General features: G+C 35.7%; 15 protein-coding genes. 10 read left to right on the plus strand and 5 right to left on the minus strand.

What is annotated here, in order from left to right:
• Nucleotides 1-49: 49 nt before the first annotated feature.
• The 4 genes from HCD_RS05880 to HCD_RS05895 all read right to left on the minus strand — a co-directional run bounded on the left by HCD_RS05880 (nt 50) and on the right by HCD_RS05895 (nt 7,151).
• On the minus strand, nt 50-2,479 hold the full coding sequence (locus HCD_RS05880; protein ID WP_014659661.1) for a TonB-dependent receptor: 2,430 nt from the start codon (nt 2,477-2,479) through the stop codon (nt 50-52).
• Nucleotides 2,480-2,643: 164 nt separating this feature from the next.
• Nucleotides 2,644-3,075 (minus strand): hypothetical protein, encoded by a 432-nt coding sequence (locus HCD_RS05885; RefSeq protein ID WP_014659662.1) that lies wholly within the window; start codon nt 3,073-3,075, stop codon nt 2,644-2,646.
• A gap of 8 nt (nt 3,076-3,083) precedes the next feature.
• On the minus strand, nt 3,084-6,338 hold the full coding sequence (gene carB / locus HCD_RS05890; RefSeq protein ID WP_014659663.1) for a carbamoyl-phosphate synthase large subunit: 3,255 nt from the start codon (nt 6,336-6,338) through the stop codon (nt 3,084-3,086).
• 117 nt (nt 6,339-6,455) lie between these two features.
• On the minus strand, nt 6,456-7,151 hold the full coding sequence (locus tag HCD_RS05895; RefSeq protein ID WP_014659664.1) for a Bax inhibitor-1/YccA family protein: 696 nt from the start codon (nt 7,149-7,151) through the stop codon (nt 6,456-6,458).
• Nucleotides 7,152-7,296: 145 nt separating this feature from the next.
• On the opposite strand from HCD_RS05895, the gene gap reads away from it, so the two are divergent.
• The 3 genes from gap (at nt 7,297) to HCD_RS05910 (ending at nt 15,643) form a co-directional block, all read left to right on the plus strand.
• Nucleotides 7,297-8,304, plus strand: coding sequence for a type I glyceraldehyde-3-phosphate dehydrogenase (gene gap / locus HCD_RS05900; protein ID WP_014659665.1), 1,008 nt, complete (start codon nt 7,297-7,299; stop codon nt 8,302-8,304).
• A gap of 71 nt (nt 8,305-8,375) precedes the next feature.
• Nucleotides 8,376-8,567, plus strand: a complete 192-nt coding sequence (locus HCD_RS05905) for a hypothetical protein (RefSeq protein ID WP_014659666.1) — start codon at nt 8,376-8,378, stop codon at nt 8,565-8,567.
• Between the two features lie 14 nt (nt 8,568-8,581).
• On the plus strand, nt 8,582-15,643 hold the full coding sequence (locus HCD_RS05910; protein WP_014659667.1) for a vacuolating cytotoxin domain-containing protein: 7,062 nt from the start codon (nt 8,582-8,584) through the stop codon (nt 15,641-15,643).
• A 74-nt stretch (nt 15,644-15,717) separates the two neighbouring features.
• On the opposite strand, the gene HCD_RS05915 is transcribed toward HCD_RS05910, so the two are convergent.
• Nucleotides 15,718-15,930, minus strand: a complete 213-nt coding sequence (locus HCD_RS05915; protein WP_014659668.1) for a 2-hydroxymuconate tautomerase family protein — start codon at nt 15,928-15,930, stop codon at nt 15,718-15,720.
• Nucleotides 15,931-16,120: 190 nt separating this feature from the next.
• Here HCD_RS05915 and recR point away from each other — a divergent pair, with 190 nt between their 5' ends.
• Genes recR through HCD_RS05950 form a run of 7 tightly spaced genes read left to right on the plus strand, consistent with a single transcriptional unit; the run spans nt 16,121 to nt 21,680 of the window.
• Nucleotides 16,121-16,702, plus strand: coding sequence for a recombination mediator RecR (recR, locus tag HCD_RS05920; RefSeq protein WP_014659669.1), 582 nt, complete (start codon nt 16,121-16,123; stop codon nt 16,700-16,702).
• Nucleotides 16,699-17,829, plus strand: a complete 1,131-nt coding sequence (truD, locus tag HCD_RS05925; RefSeq protein ID WP_014659670.1) for a tRNA pseudouridine(13) synthase TruD — start codon at nt 16,699-16,701, stop codon at nt 17,827-17,829. The genes recR and truD overlap by 4 nt, the downstream gene beginning before the upstream one ends.
• A 5-nt stretch (nt 17,830-17,834) precedes the next feature.
• Nucleotides 17,835-18,761 (plus strand): zinc metalloprotease HtpX, encoded by a 927-nt coding sequence (gene htpX, locus HCD_RS05930; protein ID WP_014659671.1) that lies wholly within the window; start codon nt 17,835-17,837, stop codon nt 18,759-18,761.
• A gap of 2 nt (nt 18,762-18,763) precedes the next feature.
• Nucleotides 18,764-19,306, plus strand: a complete 543-nt coding sequence (gene folE, locus HCD_RS05935; protein ID WP_014659672.1) for a GTP cyclohydrolase I FolE — start codon at nt 18,764-18,766, stop codon at nt 19,304-19,306.
• 15 nt (nt 19,307-19,321) lie between these two features.
• The gene (locus HCD_RS05940; protein WP_014659673.1) at nt 19,322-20,233 is read left to right on the plus strand and encodes a polyprenyl synthetase family protein; all 912 of its coding nucleotides are present in this window, start codon (nt 19,322-19,324) and stop codon (nt 20,231-20,233) included.
• Nucleotides 20,230-21,024 carry a 5'/3'-nucleotidase SurE gene (gene surE, locus HCD_RS05945; RefSeq protein WP_014659674.1) on the plus strand — a complete coding sequence of 265 codons (795 nt, stop codon included), beginning with the start codon at nt 20,230-20,232 and terminating at the stop codon, nt 21,022-21,024. Before HCD_RS05940 ends, surE begins: the two co-directional genes overlap by 4 nt.
• A complete protein-coding gene (locus tag HCD_RS05950; protein ID WP_014659675.1) occupies nt 21,021-21,680 on the plus strand; it encodes a hypothetical protein in 660 nt (219 codons plus the stop codon). The genes surE and HCD_RS05950 overlap by 4 nt, the downstream gene beginning before the upstream one ends.
• The last annotated feature ends 2 nt before the right edge of the window (nt 21,681-21,682 follow it).

A 21,682-nucleotide genomic window follows, 5' to 3' on the forward strand; every position in this document is an offset into this window, starting at 1 on the left:
TCATCTCTTTTAACAGAGATAAACCCCACATCATTTTTTGGGGGGGGGGTTAAAACTTATAAGACACTTCAAACCTAGCATTAAAACCTGGTTCTGCCATGCCCATTGCATATTTATCCTGATTAGGCTCATCAGGGCTCATCACAGGGCTTGCCTGATTGATATATTGTTTGTTAAAAATATTATTAAACACCGCATTAAGACTTAGCCCCTTAAGTTTTTTATAAGTTGGCTTATAAGTAATAAAGAAACTACTCACCCCATAACCAGGTTTATGCACATGGAAAATGCCAGGCTTTTTAGCACAATTACTAGGGCGTCTGTCAATATCTGTAGGACTATTACGATAAGGGCTATAAGCACAATAATCTAAATTAGTAACAAAGCGTGAAAGCCATGTAAAACTAAGACCAGTGCGTGGAATCGTATAACTTGCCGTTAAAATAAATACATTACCCGTAGTGGCTGCTAATTCGTATACATCAGCTAACATACGACCTTTTATGCTAGGCCATGAGCGTGCCACGCTTAAACCTAAAGAAAAGCCTTGATATTTAGCTGTGCCTGAAACTTCATAACCAGGGACATAGATAATATCTTTTTTAGGTAGGTTTGTTACATACAGCGTTGAAGAGAATTGGTTAATATAATTAGAAATCAATTGGATAAAACCAGCAGCCCTAAAATCAAAATACTTACTACTATATTCTGTATTAAATTCTGCATTTTGTCCAATCTCAGGTTTTAAATGCCTGTCGTAGCGTAAATTATCTTGACGCATCCATACTAAACCCCCAGGCATAGGTCCTCTTGTTACATACGCATAAGAAAGCCTGAAATTTAAATTTTCTAAAGGCGAAACATTTAAGGCCGCACTTGGACTGAAGCCTTGCGTTACATGCAATTGCCAATCTTTATCCACCAAAGTATAAACATCATAACGAGTTCCTGCCCCCAAAGTTACCATAGGATGTAAAGTGTAGTTAGCTTGTGCATACACTCCAATTACATTGGCCGTAGCACCATTTCTTTGACAATGCCCATTCATATTAGGGTCATTAGGCCCTTTAACTTGTAAGCAAGCATCAGGAGCATCGCCAGGTCTTACTAACTCGCTATTAGGGATAGCCTTATCAAAAGTAGTTAGATTTTGATAGTTCAGCCCGTATTCAAAAAGGTTTTCGCTGTTATGATTAATGGTGTGAATCACATTAGCGTTAAACCCAGAGTTAATAATAAATAAATCCTTTTTAGCTACCACAGAACCTCCGCCAAGATTTTTAAAAGTAATGGAGCAAGTTTTATTAATCGCATCATAAATACCACCTTGTGCTACACATCTATTTTCTTTATCTGTGGGAAGTTGTGGGTTTGGGGTGAAAGGAATAATAGTGGCAATATCTGTGGGTCTAAAAAGGGGCTTAATATTTACATTTCTCACACTCGCATACGCATTCATTTTTAATTTAGGGTCGCCAAAATGATTCCCCCCTTCTCTCTCATAACCTAAACTAAGATTATGCACCACATTAATACTATGGGTTTTAAACAATTTCGCATCATTTTCAAACAAACAATCGCTAGGGTTTTGCTCGTTAGGAAAAGCGTTAAAATCACCGCAAGAATAAGGTAAAAAAGTCCCAGTAAAATTCGCTCTTAGGGGGCGATTTGCACTATCTCTTGTCATGTTATAGCTTAAAGTTAAGGTATCTCTTTCACTTAAATAGGCGTTAATTTTAGTCATTACATTGTTTTGCTCGCTTGGGCTTCCTGTAACCTTGTTATCCGCTTTGGGGTTAAAAAGGTTTTTCATCGCATTATTACCATCACGATAATAGAATATATTTTGGTGCGTATAGTATAAAAGCACATCAAAATAATTGCCACGATAGGCTGCTATAGCTGTTTCTCTATCCCCAAAATTCGTCAAAAAGGTTGCGGCCGCACTCATCGCATAATCTTTGCCTTTAGGCAAAAAATCGCTCGCACCTTTAGTTTCCATTTTAATCGCACCAATTAAAGCCATAGGCCCTGCACTCGCTTGAGCAGCACCCTTAGTTACGACCACGCTTTTTAGCATACCAGGGTCAATAACGGTATTTCCTTGATGCCCATAGCTTGCTCCCATTTGTGCCGCACCATCTACAGTAACTCTAGCAAGCCTATCTTCAATGCCACGCACATAAATTTTTTGTGCCATAACCGCACCACCGCCTACATTGATATTAGGGTTTCTTCTAAACATATCACTGATTTGATTAGCCTGTCTTCTTTCTAATTCTTTGATAGAAATAGTGGTTTTATTGTTGTAATTAAAGATTTTAGCCGCTTGAGTGGTAACTTTGCCTAAAGTATGCTCGTTTTTGCCTTTTCTTTCTGTCTTTCTCTCTTCTTTAGCTTCTAGTTCACTCATCGTCAGTAAGACCAAAATCATAGAAGCACTGCAACGGCTTCTAAAATGCTTAGTGTGATTGCTCATATTCAATCCTAGTTATAATAATTATTGTTTCTAAAAAACAAAATGTTATTGTAACAAAAAAAATATTATCCTAATCTTAAAAAGAACCACCTATTTTTACAAACAAACACTAAACACAAACTGCATTCATAACTTAATAGCACTATTACGATGATTTCTCTGTGCTATCTTATTCTCACTTTTTTACACTTATAGAGTTTAAATATCTTAGAGCTAGTGCTTTCAAATAAGCCCCTTTCATCGCTTATGACTACATCAGCAAGACTGAAAGCCACTTCTTTATCATAAGCTTGTTGTGTGAGATTAGCCGAAGTGCTATAGAGCGTTTTAAAACGCTTCAAAAAATCCCTATGCCTACCACTAATTACACGAACAGCCTTTGAATTAGGGTAAATAAAGGTCGTTTTAGTGCTTCTTCTAACGAAATTTTTAAACTTAATAGGCACACGCACCAAGCTTTTTAAAGTGCAAAAGTCATGGCTTTCTATTAAAACGCCTTTATCTTTGGGGCGTTTTTTTAAAGTATTGAGCCTTTCACTATCTTTAGAAAGTAATCCAATCGTTGTATCGCTTTGGGCTAAATACACTAATGCCATAAGACTAATTATTCTAAATAATCTTGCAGGGCTAGCAACTTGTCTTCTTTAGAACCTTTTTCTAACGCTAAGAGCAAGACCTCTATTGCACTTAAAGTGGTGAAATAACTCACATGGTTTTTAAGCACAGAAGTGCGGATAAGTTTGGCATCGCCTTGAGATTTATTATCACTCGTATTAATCGCCATGCTGATTTCTCCATTCATCATTAAGTCTATAATATTAGGGCGACCTTCTGAGATTTTAAGCACTTTTAAAGACTTTACTCCGGCTTTTTCTAAGGCTTTATGCGTGCCTTCTGTAGCACATAATTCAAAGCCTAATTTAACTAAGCGTTTCAATAAATCGCATGCTTTTTCTTTATCCTTATCTTTTATGGAAACAAAAATAAGCCCCTTGTTTTGAATAGGGTTAAAACAAGCCATTTGAGCCTTGAAAAATGCCTGCCCCAAAGAACTCGCAATTCCCATAACTTCGCCTGTGCTTTTCATCTCAGGCCCTAGAATTAAATCCGCTCCATAGAGTTTATTAAAAGGAAAAACTGCTTCTTTTAAAGCCACAAAATTTGGCATTTTAGGTTTATAAACTCCCTTAGAATACTCCACAATACCCTTTTTATCATAAAATTTAAGGGCTTCTTGTAAGTCTTCTAACACCATAACCCTAGTAGCCACTTTAGCCAAAGGAATGCCTAAAGCCTTGCTTAAAAACGGCACCGTTCTACTTGCCCTAGGATTAACTTCAATCAAATAAAGCGAATCATTATAAACAGCAAACTGAATATTTAATAGCCCTACTACGCCTAAATGAATAGCGATTTTTGCGGTCGTTTGCTCAATCTCATCTAAAATCTTAGAACTTAGAGTTGAAGGGATAAAGCATGCTGAATCGCCTGAATGAATGCCCGCCTCTTCAATATGCTGTAAAATGCCCGCAATATAGACATCTTTTTTATCACAAATGGCATCTACATCTAACTCAATCGCCTTTTCCAAAAACTTATCAATTAAAAGCGGATTTTTAGGGCTAATCTCTAAAGAATGCGTAACATTTTCTAAATAATGGCGTAACTCTTCAATATTTTCTAAAGTTCGCATATATTGCCCCCCTAGCACATAACTAGGACGCACAATAATAGGAAAACCAATCAAATTAGCAATGCTATAGGCTTCATCAATACTCTTTGCCATGCCATTTTCAGGCTGTTTGATATTAAGCTCTTTTAAAAAGAGTGAAAATTTTTCTCTATCTTCTGCAATATCAATCACTTTAAAAGGCGTGCCAATAATAGGGGCTTGCATTTTAGCTAAATCTTTAGCGAGTTTTAGGGGTGTTTGTCCCCCAAAATGCACGATAATGCCATCTACAAGCTCTCTTTCTATAATCGCTTTCACGCACTCAAAGTGAATGGGTTCAAAATAGAGTGTATCACTTGTATCATAATCAGTGCTTACGGTTTCTGGATTACAATTAAGCATGACACTTTGAATGTTTAAATCTTTTAGAGCAAAGCTTGCATGCACACAGCAATAATCAAACTCAATGCCTTGACCAATGCGATTAGGCCCAGAACCTATGATGAGAATTTTCTTTTCTCTATTTTTTTGAATGGATGCTAGTTTTAAAGCATTAGGGGCATAGGTAGAATACAAATAAGGCGTAAGCGATAAAAACTCCGCTGCACAAGTATCCACTTCTTCAAAATTAGGGGTAATTTGTAAGGTTTTTCTAGCTAATTCCACTTCAAAAGGGCTAACTTCCAAACATTCATTTTCTTTGATTTTAGTTGCAATTCTAACATCGCTAAAACCTAAGTTTTTAAGCTCTCTCAATTTTAAAGCATTCGTTAAAACGCTAGAATTAATGCTTTCTTCTACTTCTACTAACTTCTGAATTTGGTGTAAAAACCACTTATCAATCCGACACAATTCAAAAACTTCATCAACAGAAACTTTCAATCTAAACGCATCAGCGATATAAAGCAATCGCTTGAAATTTGGTCGGCGGATTTCTTTTTTAATGCTCTCTAAGTCCTTGCTTAAGGATTCAAACCCTAGCCAATTATTTTCTAAAGAGCATAACGCCTTTTGCAAAGCCTCTAAGAAATTTCCCCCTATTCCCATCACTTCGCCAATGCTTTTCATAGAAGTTCCTAGAGTGCTTGAAACGCCGGCAAATTTTTCAAACGCAAAGCGAGGAATTTTGACTACGATATAATCCAAACTAGGCTCAAAACTCGCTGGAGTGTTGGTAATATCATTTTTGATTTCATCTAGGCTAAAGCCCACTGCAAGCATGGTTGCGACTTTTGCGATAGGAAAGCCGGTTGCTTTTGATGCTAAAGCAGAGCTACGACTCACTCGTGGATTCATTTCAATCACAACCATTCTTAAAGTTTCTGGATGGATAGCAAATTGCACATTACTTCCGCCGGTATCTACACCAATCTCTCTTAAAATCGCAAAGCTTGCATCTCGCATGCGTTGGTATTCTTTATCTGTTAGGGTGAGACTAGGAGCAATCGTTATGCTATCGCCGGTATGAACGCCCATAGGGTCAATATTTTCAATACAGCACACAATAATACAATTATCCTTGCTGTCTCGTATGACCTCCATTTCATATTCTTTCCACCCTAGCAAGGACTCTTCAATCAAAATTTCACTAATAGGCGATGCTTCTAAGGCACTCTTAGCTAACTCTTGAAACTCTTCAATATTATAAGCTACCCCACTCCCTCCGCCTGCTAGAGTGAAACTCGCTCTAATAATAGCTGGAAAACCAATTTCTTTAATCGCCTCTAAGGCCTCTAATTCTGTGTAGGCATAACGCCCCCTAGGCAAGTCCATGCCAATTTTTAGCATAGCCTCTTTGAAGGCTTGCCTGTCTTCGCCTTTTTTAATCGCATCAATCTTAGCCCCTAAAAGCTCTACGCCCTCTAACATGCCCCTTTCATGCATTTCTAAGACCACATTTAAAGCGGTTTGTCCGCCCATCGTGGGTAAAATGGCATCAATTTTTTCATTTTTAATAATTTCTGCGATATTTTCTGGGGTAATGGGCTGAATGTAAGTTCTGTGTGAAAATTCAGGGTCAGTCATCACGGTGGCTGGATTGGAATTGATTAAGATAACTCTATAGCCTAAGGATTTTAAGGTCTTGCAACTTTGAGTCCCTGAGTAATCAAACTCACAAGCTTGTCCAATCACAATAGGGCCTGAACCTATAAGTAGAATATTAGAAATATCGGTGCGTTTAGGCATAATCAATCCTTAAGAATGTGAAGCGAAGTGTCATAAATACTTTAAGATATTTTTTAAGTTTTTAAAATAATGCGTTTCACAACGCATTATTTTAGTCCCCCCCCCTACCTTTTCAAATTATCTGTCTCTATCTGAAAAAATACCGATGAGCTGCAAAATAGAAATAAAGACATTTAAGAAGTCTAAATACAAGCTCACCGCCGCATCAATAGGACTATCATACATGCCCTTAACAATGTTTTGAGTGTCATAAGCGATATACAAGCTAAATAAAATCGCACTCGCCCCAGCAATGACAACTTGAAACATAGGATTACCCAAGAACAAGTTAATGAGCGAACACACCACTACCACGATTAACGCAATAAAGAGCATTTTGCCCATATTAGCTAAGTCATTTTTGGTCTTTAAAGCATACACACTCATTAAAGCAAAGACAATGGTCGTCATGCCTAGTGCTTGCCAAATTGCCCCTAAACCAGCTTTTGCAATGACCATACCAAGTAATGGAACTAGAGTAACCCCTGATAAAGAAGTGAAAGCAAAGAGCATAAACAGGTTCAACCCAGGCTTAGATTTAGAAAACATCAAACCAAAAAACGCCGCAATTTCAGCGATGAAAAACACCCATTTATACTGCACCACGGCTTGAAAATTCATCAAACCTAGCAACGCTCCGATTGTGGCTAATAACAAACTGCCAGCAAAGAATTTATAAGTTGTCTTAACAAAACTCACCAGCTCGCTTTCATGCAACACGCCGACTGAACTTTCTGCGTATGCGTGAGAGCCTGCCCTATTATACAACGCCATAATTAAGCTCCTTTGTATTAAATTTTTAAAAACATTTTAATTAACCCTAAAAAGGTCAAATATAATAACACAAAATGTAGTAAAATACCAAACAAAACTCCCTAAAAATTGAGACTGAAATCATAAAAATAGGATAATGGTTACGATGAAAATTTTCATTAATGGATTTGGTCGTATTGGACGATGCGTATTAAGAGCCATCATAGAGCGTTATAGTGGTGCGATAGAAGTTGTAGGCATCAACGACCCTGCTAATTGGGAAATTCTAGCTTATCTTTTAGAGCATGACAGCACGCACAGATTGCTTGCAAACGAAGTAATTTACCATAGCAATAAGCTCATCATTGACACCCTAGAAATCCCTACTTTCAACACTATACAGGACTTAAAAGGCGTAGATGTTTTAATAGAGTGTTCAGGAAAGTTTTTAGAGCCTAAAATGCTAGAAAATTATCTCTTGCTTGGGGCTAAAAAAGTCATTTTATCCGCTCCCTTTATGGGTGAATACGATGAAAACAAATACCCCACTTTAGTTTATGGCATTAACCACACGACTTATAAAAACCAAAACATCATCTCTAACGCATCTTGCACTACAAACGCCATTGCCCCTATTTGTGCTATTTTAGATAAAGCGTTTCATATACAAGAAGGTACACTTACTACTATTCATAGCTATACTAGCGACCAGCATTTAATAGATTTAGCCCATCATTTTGATAAACGCCGCTCAAGAGCGGCTGCAAGTAACATTATCCCCACCACCACTAAAGCCGCTCTAGCCCTACACAAAGTCCTACCTAATCTCAAAAATAAAATGCATGGGCATAGCGTAAGAGTGCCTAGCCTTGATGTATCCATGATAGATTTAAGCCTATCCTTAGAAAAAAAGGCTTCCAAAGAATTGTTGAACGACTTATTAAGAAAAGCGTCCAAAGGGGGGTTAAAGGGCGTATTAGATATAGATTTAAAAGAGAGAGTAAGTTCTGATTTTATTTCTAATCCTCATAGCGTTATTGTTGCCACTGATTTAACTTTCACGCTAGAAAATATGGTAAAAATTATGGCGTGGTATGATAATGAGTGGGGGTATTCTAACCGCCTGATTGATATGGCACAATTTGTGCATAACTATGTCTATCAAATAATTTAAATTAAAGAGATTGTATCTGTATTCATATTAAAAGAGTATAGTAAGCACACTTTTAAGTATCGGAGTTTTAGATGATACACAAAAAAGCTAGATTGATTTTTAAAAGAAAATCAGCTCAAATTTCTAAAAGCTTTAAAAAACGCTTTCTTAAGAAAAAGCCCTTAAAATGTGCGAAAAAGACTTTAAAAATCATTAAAAATCAAAGCAAGATATTAAAAAGTTTAAAAATATTATCCATTTTAAAACCTAAAAAAAGAGTTTAAAAAAATATCATTGCTTGAAAACTAAAAAAATTAAAAGATTTAAAAATCACATTCAAAAGCCTTTTAAACTCCCTTTAAAAGCAGTTAAGACAAACATTAAAAAATCTTTTTTTGATAAAAGAGCTTTTTTAAGGGCTTCAGTTTTTGTGGTAGGAATACTTGGGGAATTGCATGACTTAAAAGCTGGTTGCACAACTTGGTCATGGTCGACTTGGAGCAATGTGGATAATATTGAAAAGGGCGCTAATTCACCCACGCATAACTCCTATTGTCTTTTTAGCAGCACTCAAGGTTCTGGAACTTATCATTTAAATAGTCTTACCACTTATAGTAGCTCTGGGGCAAGTTTTACGCAAAAATTCAATGGGGGCATTCTTGATGTAACAGGAAGTATCCTTTTTGGAGATGTGGGCTATTTAGGATACATAACAGGCACTTATGACGCCCAAAACATTAATTTTAATTCTAGCCATATTACAACCGGAAATCAATGGTCTAGTGGTGGTGGAGCTACGCTCAATTTCAATGCATCAAATAGTCTCACAATAACTCAAGCAAATTTTAATAATAGCAAGGCTGGGTCGCAACACTCCTATATGAATTTTAGCGGTTCTAGTATCAATGTAAGTGGCTCTAGCTTCACAGACAACACTAATGGGGGCTTTAGTTTTGGTAGCAATGGGAGCAATAGCGCTAGCAGCACCTTTAATCAAACCCATTTTAATGAAGGGACTTATAATTTTAAAAGCACTAACGCTACTTTTCAAAATTCCACTTTCAATCAAGGGATTTATAGTTTCAATGATAGCACGAGTCTAAGCTTTAATAACGATACTTTCAATCAAGGCACTTATGAATTTAATGCCAGCAAGATTAATTTTTCAGGCACTAACACTTTAAATTCAAGCTCGCCTTTTGCTAACCTTAAGGGTAATGTGTCTTTTAGTTCTAGTTCTAACACTATTTTTAACATCAATCAAACCCTTAATAATAATCAAACCTACAATATCCTTACCACAAATGGGACAATTCAGTATGGGGTTTATCAAAGCTATTTGTGGGATTTAATCAACTATAAGGGCAATAAAGCAATCAGTCATAGCGAAATAAGTAGTCATGTCTATGATGTAACTTTTAATATTAATGGACAAAAAGAAACTTTACAAGAAACTTTTAATCACAACTCTATCAGTACTCAGTTTTTAGGAAATTTACAAAATCAGGCTCAAAACACCGCCACAAAGGATTTGACTGACACGCAAAATGCCTTAAATAATGCTAATACTGACAATGCCACCACCCATTCATACCACTCTTATGAAAACAGCAAAAATCCTACCATAGCCCAAGCGGATAAAACCCTAGAAGAAACCAATTCAAAAATTAAGCAAGACAAAGAAAATTTACAACAAGATTTAGATAATGTCAAACAACTAGCTAACGCTAAAGATTTTAATGAAGAAGCTTTTAACCAAGCCCAAGCTAAAGAGCAACAAGATTTAAAAACATTAGAAAAAGATGAAAACGCTTTTAATAAAGACAAACAGGAATTAAATGAAGCTATAGCTGATGCTAAACCTATAAATCCTACCCCAACACCACACACCCCTAAAGTAGAACCAAAGCCTATAGCACACAACACGCCAAGCCCCACACCTAAGGCAGAGCCTACACCACCACAACCATCGCCCCCCACTCAAAATTTACCCACAATAAATGTTTGGGGTGGGGTTTATGAACTCAATAATCAAACCTATTCCAAGAAAGGCATCTATTATATCAATCCTAACAATCAAACCCTAAGCACCTATACAGCTAACTTGCTAGGAAGAAGTTTTGATGTGAATATCACTCAAGGCACTCTGATTATAGGGAATAACACAGAAAGCGTGAATACCAAGGGTTTGATTTGGATAGGGCATGGGGGCTTTGGCTACATTACCGGAACTTTTAGTGCGACTGATATTTACCTGACCAATCATTTTAAAACCGGCGAAGGTGTTTCAGGTTCAGATGGTGGGGGAGCTACCATTACCTTTAATGCAAGTAATAATATCACTATGGATGGCTTGGATTATAACAACGCTAAAACCGTTACCAAAATGATTCAAACTGAGGCTAGTCAGCACTCTTATACCAATTTTAACGCTACAAATACTATTAGTGTAACTCATTCAAGTTTTAGCGATATGACTTGGGGGAAATTCAGTTTTATAGCTAATAATATCTCGTTTTCTAACACTTCGTTTAATGGCTTCACTAACCCCGGTGGCTCAAGCATTATCAACGCCCATGCCACAAATTCTTTGAGCTTTGCTAATTCCCATTTGAATGGCGGAGCGGTTTATGAGCTACAAGCAAAAAATATTATTTTTAATAACACGCAAGCGGTTTTTAATGTCTTATCTTCTAGGGGGACAAGTAATTTTAGCGGTAATACAGAACTTCTAGGCAACACGAATTTTCAGCTTAATTCTCAAAGCTTGCTGAACTTTAACAATAATACAACCTTACAAAATAATGCGAATATCACAATTAGCGATAAGAGTCAAGTCGCTTTCAAAAACGCTTTAACCCTTAATGATAACACTAATTTAAGCCTAGATAATCAAGGTGTTTTAAATGCGAGTGGCACAAGCACTTTTAATCATCAAGCAAGTCTCAACATCAATAATAAAAGTCAAGCGACTTTTAATCATCTCATCTTTAATGGGGGGACACTCAGTCTCAATACTAACAGTAAGCTAAATGCTACTAACGCCACTTTTTCAAACAACACCACTATTAATTTAGTCAATAGCACTTTATTAGCGAACAACACAAACTCATTAAACGCTAACATTAATTTTCAAGGCACAAGCCAAGCCACTTTTCAAGGAAACGCTACTACTAATACAGCAAGTTTTACTTTTGATAGCACAAGCTCATTGAATTTTGGTAGTAACCTTACGGCTAATGGGGTGCTGAATTTTAAGGGTTATGGGGGTTCTTCAGCCAAGGCTTTAATGAATGTTAGCGGACAATTTATTTTAGGAAATCATGCAAATATTGATTTATCTAACATTAATATTTTTGATAATATTAAAAAATCTGTAACCTACAATCTATTAAACGCTCAAAAAGGTATTGCTGGCATTAGTGGGGCTAATGGCTATGAAAAAATCCTTTTTTATGGCATGAAAATCCAAAACGCTACTTATAGCGACAATGATAATATCCAAACTTGGACTTTCATAAACCCCCTTAATTCTTCTCAAATCATTAAAGAGAGTATTAAAAAGGGGGATTTAGCCATAGAAGTTTTAAACAACCCTAGCCCTGTCTCTAACACTATCTTTAATATCGCCCCTGAGCTTTATCATTACCAAACTTCTAAACAAAATTCTACCGGCTATAGCTATGACTATAGCGATGATAAAATAGGCACTTATTACCTAACTAGCAATATTAAGGGTCTTTTTACTCCTAAAGGCTCTCAAACTTCTCAAACCCCAGGCACTTATAGTGCGTTTAATCAGCCTTTGAGTAGTTTAAATATCTATAACAAAGGCTTTTCTAGTAAAAATCTAAAAACGCTTTTAGGTATTCTCTCTCAAAATTCTAGCACTCTAAAAGAGATGATTAAATCCAATCAATTGGATAATCTCAATAGCGTCCATGAAGTGGTGCAAATCTTAGATAAGATTAAGATTACCCCTAATCAAAAGCAAGCACTCTTAGATACTATCAGTCATTTAAGCGTTGATATCAATCAAACCTTTGACAATGGCAACTTAGTCATAGGTGCTACCAACGATAACACCACGCATTCTACCAGCTCTATATGGTTTGGGGGCAATGGCTATACCAGTCCTTGTCTAGTAAGCTCCACTACTTGCTCTTCTTTTAGAAACACTTATTTAGGGCAATTATTAGACTCTACTTCAGCTGATTTGGGCTATATCAACGCTCATTTCAAAGCTAAAAGTATTTACATCACCGGCACGCTTGGAAGTGGCAATGCATTTAAGAGTGGGGGAAGTGCAGATATAACTTTTCAAAGCCTTAATAACTTAGTGCTAAATCAGGCTAATGTAGAAGCTCAAGCTACAGACAATATCTTTAATCTCTTAGGTCAAAAAGGACTTGATAAAATCTTTAATCAAGGGAATTTAGCGAATATTCTTAGTCAAGTCGCTATGGAAAAAATCAAGCAAGCCGGCGGTTTAGGGAATTTTGTAGAAAACGCCCTAAGCCCTTTGAGTAAGGAATTACCCACCAGCTTACAAAATGAAACCTTAGGGCAACTTATGGGTCAAAATAACTTAAATAATTTATTAAATAATAGTGGAGTGATGGGTGCAATCCAAAATATTATCAGCAAGAAACTAAGTATTTTTGGTAATTTTGTTACCCCAACAATGATAGAGAACTACCTTGCTAAGCAGTCTTTAGAAAGCATGCTAAATGATAAAGGGCTTTTAAATACTATCGGTGGGTATATGAACGCTTCGGAGTTAAGCTCTATTTTAAGCATAGTTTTAAAAGATATTACTAATCCCCCTACAAACCTACAACAAGACATTAACATCGTGGCGAACAGATTATTAAATGAATTTTTAGGACAAGATATTGTTAAAAAGCTAGAAAATCAAGGTTTGGTTAGTAGTATTATCAATAAGGTCATTTCTCAAGGCGGATTAGGTGGCATTTATAATCAAGGTTTAGGAAGCGTCTTGCCACCATCTTTACAAAATGTGCTAAAGGAAAATCATTTAAGCTCCATTTTATCGCCTAAAGGCTTGCATGAGTTTTGGCAAAAAGGGTATTTTAACTTTTTAAGCAATGGCTATATTTTTGCAAATAATAGTTCTTTCAGTAATGCTACAGGGGGAGGGTTAAGCTTTATTTCTAATCAATCCATTATCTTTAATGGCGATAATACCATTAACTTTAGCAAGTATCAAGGCACATTGACCTTCGCTTCTAATGATGTTTCTAACATCAATATTACAACCTTGAATGCCACCAATGGCTTAAATCTTAATGCAGGTTTAAGTAATGTAAGTGTTGAAAAAGGAAATATTTGCATCAATTTAGCCAATTGCCCTACAACAAAAAATAGCTCTACAAATTCTAATATACCCCCCACCAATGAATCCTTAAATGTCAGTGCGAATAACTTCACTTTCTTAGGCATCATCACTTCTAATGGAGCTATTGATTTATCTCAAGTAACCCATGATAGTGTAATAGGCACACTCAATCTCAATGAGAATGCAACCTTGAAAGCAAATAACTTAACCATTACCAAAACCTTTAACAACGCTTCTAACTCTATGGCTAGTATTTATGGCGATTTGACCCTGACCCAGCAAGCAACTTTAAGCACCAATGCTAGTGGCTTGGATATTGGGGGAAATTTTAGTAGCTACGGTGATTTAATATTCAATCTTAATCATTCAATCTCTCACGCCATCATGGATATTAAAGGCACAGCTACCATGATGACTAATGCTAATAGCCCCTTAATCCAATTCAACATGCCTTCAAAAGAAGTAGGCACTTACACTCTTCTTAACAGCTCTAAAGCCATTTATTATGGGTATAACAACCAAATTATAGGGGGCGATAGCTTAAGCGATTACCTTAAGCTTTACACACTCATTGATATTAATGGCAAGCACATGGTTATGACTAACAATGGCTTAACTTATAATGGAAAAGCCGTGAATATTAAAGATGGTGGTTTGGTTATAGGCTTTAAAGATACTCAGGGTCAAAATATTTACACTTCAATTCTTTACAATAAAGTAAAAATCATTATTTCTAATAATCCTATCAATCTACAAACCCCCACCTTGAAACAATATATCACTCAAATTCAAGGCATTAAAAGTGTGGAGAGCATTTATCAGGCTGGGGGAAGTGAAGCTATCAATTGGCTCAATCAAATCTTTGAAACTAGGGGAAGCCCTTTGTTTGCTCCCTATTATTTAGAAAGCCATTCAACAAAAGATTTAACTACGATAGCTAGAGATATTGCTAACACTTTAGAAGTCATTGCTAATCCTAATTTAAAAAATAATGCCACCAATATTTTACAAGTCAACACCTACACACAACAAATGAGTCGTTTAGCCAAGCTCTCTGATACCTCAACTTTTGCTAGTTCTGATTTTCACAAACGCCTAGAAGCCCTTAAAAACAAGCATTTTACAGAAGCAACTCCTAATGCTATGGATATTATCTTAAAGTATTCTCAAAGGGATAAAATTAAGAATAATATATGGACAACAGGTGTGGGAGGGGCTAGTTTTGTTAAAGGTGGCACTGGAACTTTATATGGTATTAATATAGGGTATGATAGATTTATTAAAGGCGTAATTGTAGGGGGGTATGTCGCTTATGGGTATAGCGGATTTCATACAAGTATCACCCAATCTAGTTCTAGCAATGTCAATATGGGTGTTTATAGTAGGGCTTTTCTCAAAAAGAGCGAATTAACCCTTAGCATGAATGAAACTTGGGGATACAATAAAACTTTCATCAACTCTTATAACCCCCTACTATCCATTATTAATCAGTCCTATAAATATAACACTTGGACAACCAATACGGATATTAACTATGGCTATGACTTCATGTTCAAACATAAAAGCGTGATTTTAAAACCCCAAATAGGCTTGGACTATTACTACATTGGCTTATCTAGTTTGAAAGGCACAATGAATAACCCCACTTACAATCAATTCAGGGCTAACGCTAACCCTAATCAAAAATCTGTTTTAATGATTAATTTTGCCTTGGAAAGTCGGCACTATTTTAATCAAAATTCTTATTACTTTGTTATTGCGGATATTGGTAGGGATTTATTTGTCAATTCTATGGGGGATAAAGTAGTGCGTTTTATTGGTAATAATACCCTAAGCTATAGAGATGGAGACAAATACAATACTTTCGCCAGCCTAACTACAGGCGGAGAAATAAGATTATTTAAAACCTTTTATGTAAATGCGGGCATCGGCACCAGACTTGGGCTTGATTATAAGAATATTAATGTTACAGGAAACATTGGCATGCGTTATGCTTTCTAATATGATTTCAAGCACTCTCTGTTAGAAAATGGCTCGCTCACTCAATGTTTCTATCAACATACAATGAAACAAAACTAAGACTTAGCTTTTTGTCTCAAGTGAAAAATACTCTCACCCCCAAAACCATAATTATTAGGATTAACTTCATCTATAATTACCACGATAGAAGCTTTGTTTTTATTCAACACCTTAACCATCAAATCTGAAACCCCTTCAATCAATTGCCTTTTTTGTTCAGTCGTAGGCTCTCCATCTTCTGGCACAAGTTTAATATTGATAAATGGCATATTTTTTTCCTTAATTTTGAGATACTTGATACTATAACGCTTTTAAAACTAAACTTTATGATAAAACAAAAGAAAATTTTGTCCAAACGCTTTATTTGTTACCTTTTAAATATTAAACTCTCTCTAAAAACGATTTATAAAAGCCCTTTTAGTGCCACTTAAGTGGAATTAAGTTTGATATACTAACAACATGAATACTTATAAAAATAGCTTGAATCACTTTTTAAATTTAGTGGATTGTTTAGAAAAAATCCCCAGTGTGGGTAAAAAATCTGCCTTTAAAATGGCGTATCATTTGGGTTTAGAAAACCCCTATTTGGCACTCAAACTCACCCACGCTTTGGAAAATGCCCTAGAAAATCTTAAAACATGTTCATTATGTAACGCACTTAGCGAGAGTGAGATTTGTGAGATTTGTTCTGATGAGAGTAGGCAAAACTCTCAGCTTTGCATGGTTTTACACCCAAGAGATGTGTTTATCTTAGAAGATTTAAAGGACTTTTTAGGGCGCTACTATGTGCTAAATTCCATAGAAGATTTGAATTTTAACGCCCTAGAAAAACGCCTAGTTGAAGAGAATATTAAAGAAATCATCTTTGCTTTCCCCCCTACTCTAGCTAATGATTCTTTAATGCTCTATATAGAAGATAAATTGCAAAAATTTCATCTCACTTTTACTAAAATCGCTCAAGGCGTGCCTACCGGAGTGAATTTTGAAAACATTGATTTAGTCTCACTTTCAAGGGCGTTTAATGCAAGGATAAAAGCATGAATTTAAATTTTATGCCCCTTTTACATGCTTATAATCATGCGAGTATTGATTTTGTTTTCAATTCTAGTGCGAGAGATTTTTGCGTGCATGAAGTGCCTTTATATGAGTTTAGTAACACAGGCGAACATGCCATTATTCAAGTAAGAAAAAGTGGCTTAAGCACTTTAGAAATGCTTCAAATTTTTTCTGAAATTTTAGGCATAAAAGTTAGAGAAATGGGTTATGCAGGTTTGAAAGATAAAAACGCACTAACAACGCAATTTATCTCACTCCCTAAAAAATACGCCCCCCTATTAGAGACTAATGCTAGTAACTTACAAGCAAGAAACATTAAAATCCTATCTCTAACTTATCATCATAATAAAATCAAACTAGGGCATTTGAAAGGGAATAAATTTTTTATGCGTTTTAAAAAAATGACCCCCTTAAACGCTCAAAAAACCGAGCTTGTCCTAGAAAAAATCGCTCAATTTGGCATGCCTAATTATTTTGGCTCACAACGCTTTGGGAAGTTTAATGACAACCATAAAGAGGGTTTAAAAATCTTGCAAAATGAAGGGCGTTTCAAAAATAAGAAATTAAATGCTTTTTTAATCTCAAGCTATCAAAGTTATTTGTTTAACTCGCATTTAAGCAAGCGATTAGAACTCAGTAAAATGATTAGTGATTTTAGCTTAAAAGAGAGTTTAGAGTTTTTTAAACAAAAGCATTTAAGTATCCCTTCAAACGCCCTAAAAGCCCTTAAAAACCAAGCTCACCCCTTTAAAATCTTAGAAGGCGATGTAATGTGCCATTACCCTTATGGGAAATTTTTTGATGTTTTAGATTTAGAAAAAGAAAGCGAGAGATTTTTTAGTCAAAAAGTTGTGCCTACCGGTTTATTAGATGGCAAAAAAGCTCTTTATGCAAAAAATTTGAGCCTAGAAATTGAAAAAGCATTCCAACACGAAGTTTTAAGTAATCATGCTAAAACACTAGGCTCTAGGCGGTTTTTTTGGGTGTTTGTAGAAAATTTGACTTCTAAATATGTGAAAGAAAAAGCACAATTTGAGTTGGAATTTTACTTGCCTAAGGGGAGTTATGCGAGTGCGTTACTTAAAGAAATCAAACATGAGAAGGAGGAATAATTAGCATGAATTTTGAAAAGATTATCGCACAAAATAGGCTCAAAACGAATGCGGTTTTAGCAACTTATTGCGTGATTTTTGCTTTTATTGGTTTGTTGGTAGATGTCATTAGAATCAATGCAAATGATTTAGGCATAGCTCTTTTTAAACTCATCACTTTTCAAATTTTTCCTACCATTACCATTGTCATGTTTTTTGTAGCTTTTGTGATTATTGTTATTTGTATTCAAAATTTTAGCTCTATCATGCTAAGTGGTGATGAATATACGCTCATTGACCCAAACAAGGTTTTAAGCTCTAAAGAAAATCAAATTTATGGCGTTTTTTCAGAACTTTTAGAAGAAGCTAAGCTTAATTTTGAGCCTAAGCTTTATATCATTAACGCCCCTTATATGAATGCCTTTGCAAGTGGGTGGAATGAATCTAACTCTCTTATCGCTCTTACAAGTGCTTTAATAGAGAGATTAGACAGAGACGAATTAAAAGCCGTGATAGCCCATGAGCTTAGCCATATTAGGCATAATGATATTCGCTTGACTATGTGTGTGGGGATTTTAAGCAATATCATGCTCTTAGTGGCTAATTTTAGCGTGTATTTTTTTATGGGGAATCGCAAGAATAATGGAGCAAATTTAGCCAGAAGTATTTTGTTAGTTTTACAAATCATCTTGCCTTTTTTAACGCTCATTTTACAAATGTATCTAAGCCGCACACGAGAATACATGGCTGATAGTGGAGCAGCATTTTTAATGCATGATAGTAAGCCTATGATTAGAGCCTTACAAAAAATTTCTAACGATTATAGCAAGAATGATTATAAAGAAATAGATACTAATAGCACTCGCTATGCGGCTTATATTTTTAATTCTGAAATATTTAGCACACACCCTAGCATTAAAAATCGTATTCAATCACTCACAAGGCGTGCATGATAATGGAGAATTTTTTTAATCAATTTTTTGAAAATATCGGCGAAGACAAAAACAGAGAAGGTTTAAAAGATACGCCTAAAAGAGTTCAAGAATTATGGAATTTCTTGTATAAAGGCTATAAAGAAGACCCAAAAATTGCTCTAAAAAGCGCGTATTTTCAAGGGGTTTGTGATGAAATGGTAATTGCTCAACACATTGAGTTTTATTCCACTTGCGAGCATCATTTATTGCCCTTTTTTGGAAGTATTAGTGTGGGATACATTCCTAATGAAAAGATTGTAGGCATTAGTGCGATAGCTAGACTCATTGAAATTTATAGCAAACGCTTACAAATCCAAGAAAGGCTTACCACTCAAATTGCAGAAACCTTTAATGAAATCATTGAGCCAAAGGGCGTAATAGTGGTCTGTGAAGCCAAGCATTTATGCATGAGTATGCAAGGGGTGCAAAAGCAAAATGCGATAATAAAAACGAGTGCCTTAAAAGGCTTGTTTAAAAAAGACCCTAAAACTAGAGCTGAATTTATGCAACTCTTAAAATCTTAGGCTATAATTTTACGCATGAATAATCCTAAATTATCCTTTTACCACAATGAATGCGAAAATTTTGAAAGCTTTTTAAATAACCATAATTTAAAGCTTAAGAGCTTTCACCCTTATCTTGAAAAAGCCTTTTTTGAAATGGTGCTTAATGGGGGCAAAAGGTTTCGCCCCAAGCTCTTTTTAGCCGTGCTCTGTGCCTTAGTGGATAAAAAACATTACCTTACAAAACAAACAGAATATTTTAAAATCGCTTTAAGCATTGAATGCCTGCACACCTATTCGCTTGTCCATGATGATTTACCTTGCATGGATAATGCAAGCTTACGAAGAAACCACCCCACATTACACACCAAATACGATGAGACTACAGCTGTATTGATTGGCGATGCTTTGAATACTTACGCCTTTGAATTGCTCTCAAGCTCGCTATTAGAAAGTCCTATCATTGTAGAATTAGTTCAAATCTTAAGCACTAATGGCGGGATTAAGGGCATGGTTTTAGGGCAAGCACTAGATTGCTATTTTGAAAACACGCCCTTAAATTTAGAGCAACTCATTTTTTTACACGAGCATAAAACCGCCAAACTCATTAGTGCGAGTCTCATTATGGGGCTTGTTGCAAGTGGTATTAAAGATACAGAGCTTTTAAAATGGCTTGGTGCTTTTGGGTTGAAAGTGGGCTTGTGTTTTCAAGTGCTAGATGATATTATAGATGTTACACAAAATGAAGAAGAAAGCGGTAAAACCACCCATTTAGATAGCACTAAAAATAGTTTTGTGAATTTATTAGGATTAGACAAGGCTAAAAATTACGCCAAAACTTTAAAAACAGAGATTTTAAACGATTTAAATAGTTTAGAATTTTCACACACTCTTTTAAAAGAGAATTTACAAGAACTTTTAAACGCATGGCTTAAAGGCGAAAAATGAAAAAAATTTTACTCACTAATGATGATGGCTATCATGCACAAGGTATTAAAGCCTTAGAAAAAGCCTTAGAACAAATGGCAGAAATTTATGTTGTTGCCCCAAAACATGAAAAAAGTGCATGCTCGCAAAGTATCACGATCACTGAGCCTTTAAGAGCAGAGAAAATTAAAGACAGGCATTATAGAATTGATGATGGCACACCAAGTGATTGCGTGTATTTGGCTATCAATGAGCTGTTTAAAGATGTTTCGTTTGATTTAGTGGTTTCAGGTATTAATCTTGGTTCTAACATGGGTGAAGATACAATTTATTCTGGCACGGTTGCTGGAGCGATTGAAGGCACTATTCAAGGCATTCCTTCCATTGCGATTTCTCAAATTACCTCTAATAAAGATAAAAGCATTCCTTTAAATTTTGATTTAGCTAAACAAACCATACAAGATTTAGTCCAAAGCATTTTCACACAAGGCTATCCTTTAAAAGGGCGTAAACTCTTAAATGTAAACATTCCTAATTGCTCGTTACAAGAATATCAAGGCGAACGCATTACCCCTAAGGGCTATAGAGTGTATCAAAAAGAAGTGCATAAACGCACAGACCCTAAGAATAACAGCTATTTTTGGTTAGGGTTACACCCCTTAAAATGGGAAGGGCGTGAAAATGAAAGCAGGCTCTCTGATTTTGATGCCATTTCTTTAAACTATGTTTCTATCACACCCTTAAATTTAGACTTAACCAGTTATGATGATTTGAAAAACTTAGAATCTTGGCATAGGGGTATATTGAAGTGAGTAAAAATTATCGCCTGACTTTTTTGGGGCTTGTTGTAGGGTTTCTTTTTCTCTTTAGTGCATGCCAGCACCGGTTACACATGGGGTATTATTCAGAAGTTACAGGGAATTATTTGTTTAATTACAACTCTACGATTGTTGTGGCTTATGATAGAAGCGATATGATGACTTCTTACTACGCTAACATTATTGTCTATGAGTTGCAAAAATTAGGCTTTTACAATGTCTTTACTCAGGCGGAATTTCCACTAGATAGAGCTAAAAATGTGGTTTATGCACGCATTGTGCGTAATATCTCCGCTGTGCCGTTCTACCACTACAATTACCAGCTTATTGACCAAATTGACAACCCTTGTTATTTCCTTGGAGGGCAGTTTTATTGCTCTTCTACCCCCACAGATTATTACGCCATTAATGGCTTTAGTGAGCAGGTTTTTATGAGTGCTAATTCACATTTTATTTTAGATTGGTATGATATGGTGCTACAAAAACGAGTTCTGTATGTAGATGGAAGCGTGAGCGGAAAGACTTGTGGCTATCAAATGCTTTATAGAGATTTGATTAAAAGCACGATTAAACGCATTGATTTTAACCGCCCTGAGCGTTACTACTACCGCTTAAGACTACCTTTTTACCAACCTTGCTATCAACAATGAGA

Source organism: Helicobacter cetorum MIT 99-5656 (assembly GCF_000259275.1).
GTDB lineage: Bacteria > Campylobacterota > Campylobacteria > Campylobacterales > Helicobacteraceae > Helicobacter > Helicobacter cetorum.

What these genes read in the sequence shown, in the direction of transcription:
- carB (WP_014659663.1), bottom strand. Translation starts at nt 6,338, where the DNA reads ATGCCTAAACGCACCGATATTTCTAATATTCTACTTATAGGTTCAGGC.
- gap (WP_014659665.1), top strand. Translation starts at nt 7,297, where the DNA reads ATGAAAATTTTCATTAATGGATTTGGTCGTATTGGACGATGCGTATTA.
- HCD_RS05940 (WP_014659673.1), top strand. Translation starts at nt 19,322, where the DNA reads ATGAATAATCCTAAATTATCCTTTTACCACAATGAATGCGAAAATTTT.
- recR (WP_014659669.1), top strand. Translation starts at nt 16,121, where the DNA reads ATGAATACTTATAAAAATAGCTTGAATCACTTTTTAAATTTAGTGGAT.
- htpX (WP_014659671.1), top strand. Translation starts at nt 17,835, where the DNA reads ATGAATTTTGAAAAGATTATCGCACAAAATAGGCTCAAAACGAATGCG.
- surE (WP_014659674.1), top strand. Translation starts at nt 20,230, where the DNA reads ATGAAAAAAATTTTACTCACTAATGATGATGGCTATCATGCACAAGGT.
- truD (WP_014659670.1), top strand. Translation starts at nt 16,699, where the DNA reads ATGAATTTAAATTTTATGCCCCTTTTACATGCTTATAATCATGCGAGT.
- HCD_RS05915 (WP_014659668.1), bottom strand. Translation starts at nt 15,930, where the DNA reads ATGCCATTTATCAATATTAAACTTGTGCCAGAAGATGGAGAGCCTACG.
- HCD_RS05880 (WP_014659661.1), bottom strand. Translation starts at nt 2,479, where the DNA reads ATGAGCAATCACACTAAGCATTTTAGAAGCCGTTGCAGTGCTTCTATG.
- HCD_RS05905 (WP_014659666.1), top strand. Translation starts at nt 8,376, where the DNA reads ATGATACACAAAAAAGCTAGATTGATTTTTAAAAGAAAATCAGCTCAA.
- folE (WP_014659672.1), top strand. Translation starts at nt 18,764, where the DNA reads ATGGAGAATTTTTTTAATCAATTTTTTGAAAATATCGGCGAAGACAAA.
- HCD_RS05885 (WP_014659662.1), bottom strand. Translation starts at nt 3,075, where the DNA reads ATGGCATTAGTGTATTTAGCCCAAAGCGATACAACGATTGGATTACTT.
- HCD_RS05895 (WP_014659664.1), bottom strand. Translation starts at nt 7,151, where the DNA reads ATGGCGTTGTATAATAGGGCAGGCTCTCACGCATACGCAGAAAGTTCA.